Consider the following 13,553-nt stretch of genomic DNA (forward strand, 5'->3'; position numbering starts at 1 on the left):
TACCTGGCGCATTATGGCTCTGCTTGCAGCGCCGACAACAGCCCGGAAGCACGTTCTACTTTGCGGGCAATAGCCGGTTTGAGTACCGACAGTGCGCCGGGCACCAGCGTAAAGTGCTCCCGGGCACGGGTGATGCCGGTGTAGATCAATTCCCGGGTCAGTACCGGGCTGAGGCTATCCGGCAGCACCAACACGGCGTGGGCAAACTCCGAGCCCTGGGATTTATGCACCGTCATGGCGTAGACGGTTTCAACATCCGTAAGTCGTGAGGGCAATACCCACTTGATGCCGCCGGCAGTCACAAAAGCCACCCTTAGCCGTTCACCATCATGAAGACAGATCCCCACATCGCCGTTCATCAATTCCAGCGTGTAATTATTGCGGGTTACCAGCACCGGCCGGCCTTCGTACCAGCCATGGGCCTGGCTTATCAGCTTTTCAGCCGCCAGCGCTTCGGCTATCTGCTCATTCAGGCCCGTTACCCCGTAGTTCCCCTGGCGCAACGCACAGAGCACCTGAAACTGCCCAAAGGCAGTTAGCACAGCACTGGCCCAGCTGTCTAAATCGGCCTGGCGGCGTTGCTGCATTACCTGCAAATAATGCCGGTAACCACGGCTAGCCAGAGGCAGCAGCTGCTCTGGTGGCAGGCGGCTGAGGTCGTCACAGTCAAAGAGGCTCAGGGCTGTTTCGGCATCCCCGCAGTTGACCGCCCGGGCCAGCTGGCCGATCCCGGATTGGGCCCCAAAACGGTGGCTGTGGCGCAGCATTACCCGGCACTGCGCCAGTGCCTGCTGGCCGGGTGAAACCCCGCTGACAGGGGCGCCTGACAACGCCTCAAACCAGGCTAGCGTTTCGGCGTTGTAGCCACCGGCCTCGGCGCCATTACACAAGTCGCCCAGTACGGAGCCGGCTTCTACCGAGGCCAGCTGATCTTTATCGCCGAGCAGAACCAGCTTGGCCTCTGGCGGCAGGGCATCTAGCAGGGCGTGCATCATTTCCAAATCCACCATCGACGCCTCATCGACGACCAGTACATCCAGATGCAGAGGGTTTTGGTGGTGGTGGCGAAAATGGCGACTGTTGGGGATCACCCCCAAGAGCTTATGCAGGGTACTGACGTCAGTTGGAATGCTGGCCTTTACCTCGTCGTTTATCTGCAAGCGGTTGACCGCACCGGCGATGGACTCGGTCAAGCGGGCCGCGGCTTTACCTGTGGGGGCGGCCAGGCCGATGCGCAGCCTGGGGCTGGCGGCTTGCTGCAACAGTCCCAACAGCCGCACCACGGTGGTGGTTTTGCCGGTGCCCGGGCCACCAGTAATGATGGCAAAGCGCTGGCGGCTGGCCACCGCGCAAGCCAGCTTTTGCCAGTCGACACCGTCGCCGGGGAATAGCTGCGCCAGCTGTTGAGCCAGGCTTTGACTGGCTGCTTGTGGCACCAGGCGCTGGCGAATATGGGCTGCAACCTGTTGTTCAAAGGTAAAGTTACGGCGCAAGTACAGGCGGTGGCCGGCCAGTACCAGAGGGCTGTTAGCACCGCTCAGGCAGTGGCTGTCAGCCAGGGCCTCAAGCCATTGTGTCAGGCTGACACCAATCAGGCGTTGGGACGGGCGCTGCGGCATGGCTTCACCGGGGTCCCCCTCTGGTGGCAAGGACAGGCTGGCATCGGCATCCGCCAGAGTCGCTGCCAGATCCAGGCAGATATGCCCCCGGCCATACTGATGTGAACACAGCGCCACCGCCAACTGTGTTAGCTCGTTCAAAGGGGCTAGCTGTTGCAACCAGCGCACCAGCGCCCGGTCAATACGGCGCAGCCAGCCACGTTCGGTCCAGGCATCAAGCAGCGCCAGCATCAGGGCCTCCAAACAGCGCGTCGAGGGTTTCGATCAGTTCTCGTTGCGGCTTGTCCACATAGCAGTGGCCAGAGCGCAGGAACAGGTACACAGCACCACCGATGTGGCGGTCATAATCGTAGTCGTGGATACGGCTTTTGAGTAACCGGTGCAGGGCCAGCAGGTAGAGCACGTATTGCAGGTCATAGCGTTTATCACGCATCACTTCGTGCATAGCCTGAGCGCTGTAGGCACTGGCACTGTCACCCAGATGATTGGACTTGTAATCCAGTACGTAATACTGGCCCTGATGGGCAAACACCAAATCAATAAAGCCCTTGAGCATGCCATTGAGTAGGCCGGGGCTCAGGGGCGGGCGCAATACACCATTGAGAGTATGGCGGTGTACCAGATTATCGAGCTGGCTGAGTTGTACCTGGCTGGCGCTGAACCAGAATTCCATCTCCGGCTGATACTGGCGCAACTCGGCCAGCGCTACCGATTGCCCCTCGGGCAGAGGCAAGGGCTGTTGCACCAAGTTGTGCAGCCACTGCTGAAGTGGCTCTGCCCAGTCCTCCCAGCCGCGCTGGCCAAGACGCTGGCTCAACACTTGCTGGCTACGTTGCCGGTCAAGTTGGGCAAAGCCTTCAGCGGCCGCCCACTCTAAAATGCCGTGTAAAAATGTGCCGGGCCCGGGGCCGCGGGGAAAGGCATGAATAGAGCCTTGCCCTTGCTGCTGGTTGTCCGTGGGCTCATCAGGGTTTTGCAGCTCGGCTTCCAGTGCCGTGCTGGCACTTACCTGCCAATCCTGGGTACGCAGCGCCGAGTAAGACGCAATAAACCAGGGTTCGGCTGCCGGTGCCTGAAAAGAGCGGGCCGGCTGCAAGGGCGGCAGTGTTGTAGCGGGCTGATAGCGGTTATCACTGGCGATAGGGGCTGGCTGCAGTGCGATATCGTCCGAGCGCGCTGCCAGCGCGCGAAACTGTTCAGCCAGTTCGGCATTGCTGATGGCCTTGCCGCCGGTCAGCAGGTAGCCCAGAGCGCTGCGATGCAGATCGGTTTGGCTTTTACTGCCGCTTTTTTGCATTTTGATCGGAGCCAAGCCCAAAAAGCAGGCATGGCGAGGCCGGGTCAAGGCCACATAAAGCAGTCGCAAATCTTCCGCCAGTCGCTCCTGCTCCGCTTGCTGGTAGGCGTTATCGGACTTGTCGGTATCGAGCACCGTCTGGCCTTGTGCATTGTGGTAGCGGATATAGGGGCCGGTGCGGTCGGCTTCGCGGTAGCTCATAACAAAGGGCAAAAATACTACTGGGTATTCCAGCCCCTTGGACTTGTGAATGGTGATCACCTTGACCAGGTCAGCATCGGATTCGAGCCGCAAGATTTCGTCATCATTACTGCTTGGGTCCGCGATGGCTTCTGCCAGAAACCGGATCAGCGCCTGCTCACCGTCCAGTTTACTGGCCGTACTTTGCAGCAACTCTGCCAGATGCAGCAGGTTGGTCAGTGCCCGCTCACCTTCAACGCCCTGGAGCAGGGTAGCCGGTACCGCGAAGTCGGCCAGCAGCTGGCGGATCATCGGCAGCACGCCGCGCTGTAGCCAGCGTTGCTGGTAGCCACTGAACCGTTCCACTTGCGTTTCAAATGCCAGCTCATCCTGATTGAGCTGATCCAGCCAGGCCAGGCTTAGGCCCAGGGTCGGGGTAGCCAGTGCCGCCCGTAGCAGCCGGCCGTTTTCCGGGTCGGCGGCGGCCCGGAGCCAGGCTAACAGATCGCGGGCTTCGCCAGTGGCATAGACCGACTCTTTATCCGACAGATAGACCGACGGCACGCCGCGGGCAAACAGGGCCTGGCGAATGGCATCGGCTTCGCTGCGGCCGCGGACCAACACCGCCATATCGGCAGGTTTCAAGGGGGTGAGTCCTTGCTCACTGCGAAAGCCGTTGTTGCCATTGAGCATGGCCACCATGGCGCTGGCGCAGCTGTCAGCCAGTTGCTGGCGGTACTGGCTACTGCTGAGCGGCTGCTCGCTGTCCAGCAGCCAGGCGGTCATCGCCGGTGCGGCCTCGCCTGCAACCTCAAGATACTCGCGGCGGCCATTGGCAGCCACCGGTATAAAGGGAATATCCGCGAACAGGAAACTGTCCTGACGGTGGCTGAAAACAGCGTTGACGGCAGCTACCAGCGGTGCTGTCGAGCGGTAGTTGGTGCCAAGGTTGTAGTGGCGGCCGGCGGTGGCTTTGCGGGCCCGCAAGTAGGTAAAAATATCGGCGCCACGAAAGCCATAGATGGCCTGTTTAGGATCGCCAATTAAAAACAGCCCGCTGTCGCTGGCGGTGTTGTCCAGGCCATAAATGCTGTCAAAAATACGCAGCTGCACCGGATCGGTATCCTGAAACTCATCGATCATCGCCAGTGGGTACTGTTGGCGGATCAGTGCTGCCAGGGCCGGGTTTGCTGTCAGGGCGCTATCTAGGCGGGTCAAAAGGTCATCAAAACCGAGGGTAGCGCGGCGCTGTTTTTCTTCAGCCAGCCGCTGCTGTACCCAACCGGCGGCGTGCTGGGCTAGGTGCTGTTCTATATCGGGGAGTTGGGCGCGGGCAGCAAGGATGCTATCCAAGGCGGCAACGCCAGGGTGCTCCAGTATGGCGGCGCCATCTTTGGCGGCATCGGTGAGGCCGGCGCGGCAAAAACGTTGCCAGTGGTTGTCGCTGATAGCCGGCAGCAGCGCCTCAGAGTTCAGCCAGTCTGCCAGGGCCTGTAGCCAGCTTTCCAGAGTACTGCGGCGCACCTTGTTACCGTTGAGCTGCTTGGCACCGTGGGCGGCGATGATGGCGTCACTGAACGGCCCAAGTAGCGTTTGCCACTGGGCTTTGACAGGCGTCATTAGCGCTTGTTGGGCATCGCTAAGCTCAGCCAGCAAGGTGCTGACCGGTTGTGTGGGCGCGGCTGTGCCCGGCAATAACCAGGGGCGAATGGCCTGGTGCAATTGTCCGGGGGTTTGCCACAAGGCGGTGATCGGCGTCACGTCCGTTAGCGGGTAGTACTGGCTGCGCCAGTAATCGGCCAGCACTTGCTCGGTGAGCTGGCGCTGGTCAGTTTCCAGTGTCAGCTCAAACAGGCTGTCAGCAGCAAAGGCATGGCTGGCCAACATGCGGTTACACCAGCCGTGAATGGTATAAACCGCCGCTTCGTCCATCCACTGGGCGGCCAACTCCAGGCGGCGGGCACAACCGCCGTGCTGGTCTGTGGGGTATTGCGCTAGCAAGGACTTTAGCAAAGGGTCGCCGTCGGCGTGGTGTCGAAACACCTTGGCTGCGTCAACCAGGCGGGCGCGGATACGATCCTTGAGCTCTTTGGTTGCTGCATCCGTAAAGGTGACCACCAGGATCTGCGGCGGCGTCAGGCCGTTTAACACCAACCGCAGATACAAGGCGGCGATGGTGTAGGTTTTACCGGTGCCGGCACTGGCTTCAATCAAGCGGGTACCGTGTAAGGGAAACGTAAGTGGCTGTAGGGGCTGGCTCATTGTGCAGCCTCCCATAGCGGCCCATAAAGGCGTTCCGCAAGGATCATAAACTGTTCGCTGTCCATATCGGCAAAACAGGGATAAGCCCGGGCGCTGTAAGGGTCGGTGTGGCGTTCGCCAGTACTAAAGGCACTGCCATCGTAGGCTTTTTCGGCCGCTGCCAGGGCGCTGTCGGTGCCTTTTTGGCGATTGCTGAGGTAAGCAAAAGCCGCTTTTGGGCTGACCGGCAACGGCCCATCCAGGGCCGCATGAAAACTGGCCAGCAGTGGCTGGGCATCAGCGCTGCCGGCGGCCAGGGTCAGGGTTTTATCCGGTGCCAGCATGACGCTACTGACAGCCAGATTACGGCTGTTTGCCAGCAGATGCGCAGCCCACAACCGCAACAGGGCGTGATACCGGAGCTTGCCTTGATGCAATAGCGCCGTTGGCCGCAGTTGCCAGTGCAGGTACTGGCCCTGATCGTTGTGACGCAGCGTCAGCCAGTCGGCAAAACCGGGGCCGGCCAGTTCCGTGGTGGTTGTGTGCGGGTAGCTGGCCAGTAAGGCACGGGCGTCGTCTGCCAGGGTGGCGGTGGTTTCCTGCAGTTGTTTGATAAGCGGTTTGGCGAACGCGGCCATTGGCAGCTCGCCGCTACCTTGCAGGTAACGAAGCTGTGCGGTCAGAGCGGTATCACTCTCCAGCGCCGCATTCATCAGCCGTTCGGCCACGCTGTAGTGCTCAAGGCCGCTGAGGGTAAAGGGTTCGTCGTCGGCCAGCACGTCTTGTTGTGGGTCCAGATACACTTTCAGCCGTTCGTTAAAAAACAGCTGGCAAGGGGACTTCAGCAACCGTGCCAGCAGGGCAATGTCGGCCTCGGGTTTACTGGCCAGCGCAACCAGCGGTGCACTGTCGTTGTTTTTAGGCGGGGTTAATACCTGACGCCACTCGCCGGCATAGCTGTACAAATCTCCCCCTTCAAAATAGCGCCGGGAAAAAGGCTGCAACGGGTGTTGCTGCACTGTGGGGGGCTGCTGCCAGCCGCTTTGAAGGTAATCCTGCAACTGCCCGAGCAGCACCGACGGTGGCCGCTCGCTGTTGTCTTGTACGCTGGCCCCTATCCAGGACAAATAGAGGCCATCGCGGGCGGACAGTATGGCCTCAAGAAACAGGTAGCGATCGTCTTCACGCCGGGAGCGATCGCCTGGTCGGTACTGGCCGGGTTGTGCCATCAGATCAAAATCAACCGGGGCCACCGAGCGGGGATAGTCGCCGTCATTGAGACCAAGGATGCAAACCTGGCGAAAGGGAATGGCCCGCATCGGCATCAAGGTGGCAAAGTTCACTGAACCGGCCAAAAAACGCTGGGCCAGGCCGCCGTCATCCAAGGCGCCCAGCCAGGCATCACGTACCAGATGCAATGGCACCGGCGTGGCAAAGGCGGCCTCCTGGCAGTGTTCCTGCCAGCTGTCCAGGGCCTGGGTCAGTTGTTCCAGGGTGAGCCGGTCATCGGCACTTTGCGCCATAAACAATCCTGCCAGCAGCTCTCGTAGCAGTGGCGCCCATTGTTCGGGGCTGTGCAGCTGGCGCAGTTGCTGCCAGAAGTGCTCAAGAGTGGCCAGTAAATCTGCCAGGCTACCGGCGGCGCCGGCGGCCAGGCCGGCTACCTCATCATAAGGTTCAATTCCGGCAAAGGCGCCCTGGGCACCCTGGGCATAACCCAGCAGCCACCGTTGCATACCAAACTGCCAACTGTTTTGTTCCAGTGCTGGCAACCCCAGGCTTTGCCGCTGCTGGCCGTTCAGGCCCCAGCGGATGCCGGCGCCGCTGATCCAGTTTTTTAGGCCAGGCAGATCGCTGTCGTTGAGCTCAAAGCGGGCGCGTACGGCCGCGACATCCAGCAAGTCAGCCAGGTCGCTGACAGTGAACCGCCACTGCGGCAGCGTCAGCAGTTTGTCCAGTGCCTGTAACAGCGGGTTGATTTCGCGTTCGCTGCGATCAGACAGGGTGTAGGGAATAAAGCGGGGATCCTGACGGTCCAGCTGCCCGAAAACCGCGTCGATATGCGGTGCATAACCCTGAATATCCGGTGTCATGACAATGATGTCACGGGGCCGTAAGCCGCGCTCTAATTGCGTCAGCAAAAAGTCCTGCAAGATCTCCACTTCCCGCTGGCGGCTATGCGCACTGATCAGCCGAATCGAATCATCCTGGTTGCTTCGGGGCGTATCCGGTAACGGGTTCAGATCGAGGATATCCTGCTGTAACTGGCCCAGTACGGTGGCACTGTAATCACTGAACAAATCAATTTGCTGAAAGTGCTGGCGGTAATGGTCGGGTTCGTCATAACGGCTGAGCAGGCCGATGTAGTCTCGCCCCTGTTTTCCCCAGGCGGCCAGCAGCGGGTTGGCGGTGCTGTGCAGGGCATCGTCATCCAGTATTGCCGGAAGCCCCGGCTTGCGTTGCTGGCGTTTTTGCTCCAGACGCAGAAGTTCGCGGCCATCAACGATATCGCCCCAGAAGTGGCGGCAGGGATTGGCTACAAACAGCAGTACCTGCATGTGCTGACTGAGTGCGTCCAGGGCATCAAGAACCTGGCTCGGCAGTGATGAAATACCAAACACAATCAGCCGCTTAGGTAGATCATCTGGCAATGCGGTTAAGGCGTTGGCGGCCGCCAGAAACTGCTGGTGCAGGGCTGAACGGGATAACTGCTGCTGGTGGCAACTGACATCAGCCTGCAAACGGCGCCACAGTTCGGCTTGCCATGGCTCAGTCAGTGCTACGGGTTCACCATTGGGGCGGCGTAGCCGGTCGTGGCCGGCCTCCCAGTCGGCCAGCCAATCTGCCCGGTACATCTGGTATTGGTCAAAAATATCGGCCAGTTTTTGCGCCAGTTGCCAAGTCTTGCGGCCATCTTCATCGTCGGCCATAAAACGCTCGAGCGGGGCAAACACCGGCTCTTTGGTCAGGGTCGGCAACAATCGCAATAAGCGCCAGCGTAACCGCGGTTTATCAAAAGGAGAGTGGCGAGGCACCTGCTCGCTGCCCAGAACGGCCCGGTAAGCCTGCCAGAGAAAGCGCGCGGGCATTTGCATGGCGGTGGCGGCGCAGATACCGGTAGCTTCGGCCAGCCCCAGCTTCAACCACTGCGCCATGCCATTGGACTGCACCAAAAAGGTCTCGTTTTGTAATGGCGGTGGCGGGTTTGCGGTCAGGTACTGCACCAGCAGGTCACGCAAATCGTCGAGCTTGTTACCCTGAATGATGGCCAGTCCGGTTTCCATATCTGCTTCATTGCTGCTTCGCCTTAGGGCTATCTTACGTTGCCTTGGGGCTGCTATGCCATGGGCGTAAAACCATAGTCAGTGTTGAGTGGCTGCAGGTACACTGGCGGTAATAACAAAAGGGGCTTTGTGGTGGAGCAATTTTTTCAGGCACTGACGCCGTATCTGCAATGGCTGGCGATTGTTGGTTTTGTCATGGCGCTGGCCTCCATGCTGGTGATCCCCTGGCTTATTGTCAAAATGCCGGTGGATTATTTTGTGCGCCAACGCCGGCCACGGCACTGGACCCCCTGGACCATGCTCTGGTGGTTGTTGCGTAACCTGCTGGCAGTGGTGCTGTTTGTGGCCGGCTTTTTGATGCTGTTTTTACCCGGCCAGGGGTTACTGACGTTGCTGATAGCGGTCGTGGTGTCGGATCTGCCGGGCAAGTACTGGCTGGAGCAGCGGATCATTCGCCAGCACAGCATCTTAAAAGCCATCAACTGGATCCGCGCACGTTACCATCGTTTACCGATCCTCACCCCGGACTGACTCTTCGCCTAAAGCCGCACAGTCATTGTTGCCTGCGGCAGTTATACTCGGCCGATGACCGGATAAAGGAGGCAGTATGAACCATGCCATTGAATTAAAAGAAAATGGCGGCCCAGAGGTGTTGCAGTGGGTCGACAAGCCATTGGTTGCTCCCGGCCCAGGCCAGGTGCGAGTTAAAAACCACGCAGTTGGCCTTAATTTTATTGATATCTATGTGCGTAGTGGCCTTTACCCGGTGACCGAGTTTCCCTGTGGTCTGGGCACGGAAGGGGCCGGGGTGGTGGACGCCATCGGCGCCGACGTCAGCGGCCTGGCGGTGGGTGACCGGGTGGCTTACGCCCAAGGGCCGCTGGGCGCCTACAGCCAGTATCACTGCCTGCCAGCTGACAAACTGGTTCGGCTACCAGAGAGTATCGGTTTTGACACTGCCGCGGCGATGATGCTCAAGGGCCTGACCGTACAGTACCTGCTGCGTCAGTGTGCGCCATTAAAAACCGGTGATGTGGTGCTGTTTCATGCTGCTGCCGGCGGCGTTGGGTTAATTGCCTGCCAGTGGGCCAGGGCACTGGGGGTCAAACTCATTGGCACCGTTTCCAGTGCTGCAAAAGCCGACCTGGCCAAGGCCAATGGCGCCTGGGCAACCATCAACTACAGCCATGAAGATGTGGCGCAGCGGGTACATGAGCTGACAGAGGGCCGTGGCTGTGATGTGGTTTACGACTCTGTAGGTAAAGATACCTGGCTGGCCTCACTGGATTGCCTTAAACCCCGGGGCTTGATGGTGAGCTTTGGTAATGCTTCCGGGCCGGTTACCGGTGTTGATTTGGCGATTCTGAATCAGAAAGGATCGCTGTTTGTCACCCGCCCCAGCCTCAACGGCTATGCCGATACGCCGGCGCGGCTACAAATGATGGCCGATGATCTCTTTGATGTGGTGGAAAAGGGCCAGGTGAACATACGTATCGGCCAACGCTTTGCATTGAAGGATGCGGCCCTGGCGCAGCAGGCGCTGGCTAGCCGCCAGACCACCGGCTCCACGGTTTTATTGCCTTAAACTGCTGCCGGGCAGCGTTAGCTGGCCCGGCGGCGTAACAAGGTTCCGACAATCGCTATTCCCAGCAGGCCACCGGCCATATCAAGCAAGATATCCTGCCAGGCTAGTGCCTGCTGGTAGCCATACATAATGCATACTTCCTGTACCACTGGCAGCACGGTTGCCGGCAGTAGCTGCCAGCGTAGTGGCAGTGCTGGCCAGGCCCAGCAGCTCAGCATGCTGATCAGAGCAAAGGTCAGTAGGTGCAGCTCAGTATGCCAATGGCCAGTAATACCGGCCAGCTCTGGCAAAAAAGCGCCGCTGATCAACACGACGATGACAATGGCATACAGGCGATAGCGCAGCCAGCCAGGTACATTGAGCATGATTACATCCCATAACAGCGAAGGCGCTTACCCTAAGAGAGCCGCTCCGGCAGCGCAATGGTCAAGGCAAGAAAAAACCGGCCTGGGCCGGTTTTTGCTCAGCTTTCCCGGTTGATGGCCCGGTAGCCGATATCGGTGCGGAAGAAGGCCCCCTGCCAGTGGATAGCATCTACCCCTTGGTAAGCGGCTTGCTGCGCAGCCTTGACGGTATCGCCCAGAGCGGTCACGCACAGTACCCGGCCACCACTGGTGACCACCTGATCGCCCTCACGACGGGTGCCGGCATGGAACACCTTGACCTGTTCAGGCACCTGTTCAAGGCCTTGGATTGGGTCACCTTTACGTGGGCTGGCCGGGTAGTGCTCGGCGGCCATCACCACGCCAACGGCGGGGCGCGGGTCCCACGGCACATCGCCAACGGTATCGAGCTTGCCGTCGACGGCAGCCAGGCACAGCTGAACCAAATCCGCCTGCAGCCGCAGCATGATCGGCTGGGTTTCCGGGTCGCCGAAGCGGCAGTTAAATTCGATAACCTTGGGAGCACCACTACCGTCAATCATCAGGCCTGCGTACAAAAAGCCGGTGTAGGGGGTGCCATCGGCTTTCATGCCACGGACGGTCGGCAGGATGATCTCATCCATAATGCGCTGTTCAATGGCGGCGGTAACTACCGGCGCCGGGCTGTAGGCGCCCATGCCGCCGGTATTGGGGCCGGTATCGCCATTGCCAACCCGTTTGTGGTCCTGGCTGGTGGCCATGCTAAGCACGTGTTCGCCGTCCACCATGACGATAAAACTGGCTTCTTCACCATCAAGAAAATCTTCAATGACCACGCGGGCGCCGGCATCGCCAAAGGCATTGCCTGAGAGCATGTCGCGAACAGCGGCGCTGGCTTCGTCCAGCGTCATGGCCACAATTACCCCTTTACCGGCGGCCAGGCCGTCTGCTTTGACGACAATTGGCGCGCCGCGCTGTTGCAGGTAAGCCAGCGCCGGTTCGACCTCGGTAAAGGTTTGGTACTGGGCAGTAGGAATGCCGTGGCGGGCCAGAAAGTCTTTGGAAAAGGCCTTGGAGCCTTCCAGTTGTGCGGCCGCCTGGGTCGGACCAAAAATAGCCAAACCGGCAGCGCGGAAGGTGTCGACAACGCCTTCTACCAATGGCGCTTCCGGGCCGACAATGGTCAGCGCCACGTCATTTTCCCGGGCAAAGGCCAGCAGGGCTTCATTGCCGGCCACGGCGACATTTTCCAGCTTCGGCTCTAAGGCCGTGCCGGCATTGCCGGGGGCAACAAAAACGGTACTGACCTGCGGGCTTTGGGCGGCCTTCCAGGCCAGTGCATGTTCGCGGCCACCGCCGCCAATAACCAGTATTTTCATCACGGCTCCTTAGTGGCGGAAGTGGCGCATGCCGGTAAAGACCATGGCGATGCCGGCTTCGTCAGCAGCCTTGATCACCTCTTCATCACGGATCGAGCCGCCCGGCTGGATCACCGCTTTGATACCGGCTTTGGCGGCGGCATCAATACCGTCGCGGAACGGGAAAAAGGCGTCGGACGCCATCACCGACCCCGGTACTTCCAGGCCTTCGTCAGCGGCTTTGATACCGGCAATTTTAGCGGAGTAAACGCGGCTCATCTGACCGGCGCCAACGCCGATGGTCATCTGGTTTTTGGCATAGACGATGGCATTGGACTTCACATATTTGGCAACTTTCCAGGCAAACAGCAGGTCGGCAATTTCTTCCGCACTGGGCGCCCGGCGGGTAACCACTTGCAGATCGGCGGCACTGACCATGCCCTGGTCGGCATCCTGTACCAGCAAGCCACCATTAACCCGCTTGTAATCGAGCGCCGGTGGCCGTGCCGACCACTGGCCGCAGGCCAGCAAACGGACATTGGTTTTAGCGGCGCAGACTTCACGTGCTGCGGCCGAGACGCTGGGGGCAATGATCACTTCGACAAACTGACGTTCAATGATGGCTTTGGCAGTATCGCCATCCAGTTCGCGGTTAAAGGCAATGATGCCGCCAAAGGCACTGGTCGGGTCGGTCTGAAATGCCCGGTCGTAGGCTTCCAGAATGTTAGCGCCGATGGCTACGCCACAAGGATTGGCGTGCTTGACGACGACACAGGCCGGTTCAGCAAAGGCTTTTACGCATTCCAGTGCGGCGTCGGTATCGGCAATGTTGTTGTAAGACAAAGCCTTGCCCTGCAGTTGCTCGGCTGTGGCCACGGACGCTTCTGTGGGGTTTTGCTGCACATAAAAAGCCGCCTTTTGGTGGCTGTTTTCGCCATAACGCAGGTCCTGCTTTTTGTGGAACTGACTGTTAAAAGTGCGTGGGAAGGGGCTGTCGCTGAACATTGTGCCAAAGTGGTTGGCAATCATGCCGTCATAGGCGGCGGTATGTTCAAAGGCCCGGATCGCCAGATCAAAACGGGTGTCAAAATGCAGGCTGCCCTGATTGTCATCCATTTCCTTGAGGATGCGCGGGTAGTCACTACTGTTAACAACAATCGCCACGTCTTTGTGGTTTTTGGCGGCGGAGCGAACCATGGTCGGGCCGCCAATGTCGATATTCTCAACCGCATCCTCGAAGGTGCTGTCGGGGCGGGCCACGGTGTCAGCAAAGGGGTAGAGGTTTACCACCACCATATCGATGGGGTCGATGCCGTGCTCGGTCATCACAGCGTCATCAATGCCGCGACGGCCAAGAATACCGCCGTGAATTTTCGGGTGTAGTGTCTTTACCCGACCGTCCATCATTTCGGCAAAGCCGGTGTAGTCAGCCACTTCGGTCACGGCAATGCCGTGCTCTTTGAGCAGGCGATAAGTACCGCCAGTCGACAGCAGGGCAACGCCTTTTGCGCTGAGGGCTTTGGCGAAGTCGGTAATACCGGTTTTGTCAGATACGCTAATAAGGGCGCGACGAATGGGACGGGCGTCTGGCATGAGTAAGTCTCTTGGCATGGAAAAGCGGCTGCAT

At 59.5% G+C, this 13,553-nt stretch carries 8 protein-coding genes; 2 read left to right on the forward strand and 6 right to left on the reverse strand.

What is annotated here, in order from left to right:
• Positions 1-11: 11 nt before the first annotated feature.
• Genes recD through recC form a run of 3 tightly spaced genes read right to left on the reverse strand, consistent with a single transcriptional unit; the run spans position 12 to position 8,621 of the window.
• Positions 12-1,850 carry an exodeoxyribonuclease V subunit alpha gene (recD, locus tag WDB70_RS02120; RefSeq protein WP_406666141.1) on the reverse strand — a complete coding sequence of 613 codons (1,839 nt, stop codon included), beginning with the start codon at positions 1,848-1,850 and terminating at the stop codon, positions 12-14.
• Positions 1,834-5,358: an exodeoxyribonuclease V subunit beta gene (gene recB / locus WDB70_RS02125; protein ID WP_406666143.1), complete on the reverse strand. Its 3,525-nt coding sequence runs from the start codon at positions 5,356-5,358 to the stop codon at positions 1,834-1,836. Before recB ends, recD begins: the two co-directional genes overlap by 17 nt.
• A complete protein-coding gene (recC, locus tag WDB70_RS02130) occupies positions 5,355-8,621 on the reverse strand; it encodes an exodeoxyribonuclease V subunit gamma (RefSeq protein ID WP_406666145.1) in 3,267 nt (1,088 codons plus the stop codon). Before recC ends, recB begins: the two co-directional genes overlap by 4 nt.
• A gap of 132 nt (positions 8,622-8,753) precedes the next feature.
• Here recC and WDB70_RS02135 point away from each other — a divergent pair, with 132 nt between their 5' ends.
• Together WDB70_RS02135 and WDB70_RS02140 are read left to right on the forward strand one after the other, a co-directional pair.
• Positions 8,754-9,152, forward strand: a complete 399-nt coding sequence (locus WDB70_RS02135; protein WP_406666147.1) for a hypothetical protein — start codon at positions 8,754-8,756, stop codon at positions 9,150-9,152.
• Positions 9,153-9,228: 76 nt separating this feature from the next.
• A complete protein-coding gene (locus WDB70_RS02140) occupies positions 9,229-10,206 on the forward strand; it encodes a quinone oxidoreductase family protein (protein ID WP_406666149.1) in 978 nt (325 codons plus the stop codon).
• 17 nt (positions 10,207-10,223) lie between these two features.
• On the opposite strand, the gene WDB70_RS02145 is transcribed toward WDB70_RS02140, so the two are convergent.
• The 3 genes from WDB70_RS02145 to purH all read right to left on the reverse strand — a co-directional run bounded on the left by WDB70_RS02145 (position 10,224) and on the right by purH (position 13,519).
• Positions 10,224-10,571 carry a hypothetical protein gene (locus WDB70_RS02145; protein WP_406666151.1) on the reverse strand — a complete coding sequence of 116 codons (348 nt, stop codon included), beginning with the start codon at positions 10,569-10,571 and terminating at the stop codon, positions 10,224-10,226.
• Between the two features lie 98 nt (positions 10,572-10,669).
• Positions 10,670-11,947, reverse strand: coding sequence for a phosphoribosylamine--glycine ligase (gene purD / locus WDB70_RS02150; protein ID WP_406666153.1), 1,278 nt, complete (start codon positions 11,945-11,947; stop codon positions 10,670-10,672).
• A gap of 9 nt (positions 11,948-11,956) precedes the next feature.
• A complete protein-coding gene (purH, locus tag WDB70_RS02155) occupies positions 11,957-13,519 on the reverse strand; it encodes a bifunctional phosphoribosylaminoimidazolecarboxamide formyltransferase/IMP cyclohydrolase (RefSeq protein ID WP_406666155.1) in 1,563 nt (520 codons plus the stop codon).
• Positions 13,520-13,553 lie beyond the last annotated feature (34 nt).

Source organism: Gallaecimonas aegicerasi, assembly GCF_045291545.1.
Taxonomy (GTDB): domain Bacteria; phylum Pseudomonadota; class Gammaproteobacteria; order Enterobacterales; family Gallaecimonadaceae; genus Gallaecimonas.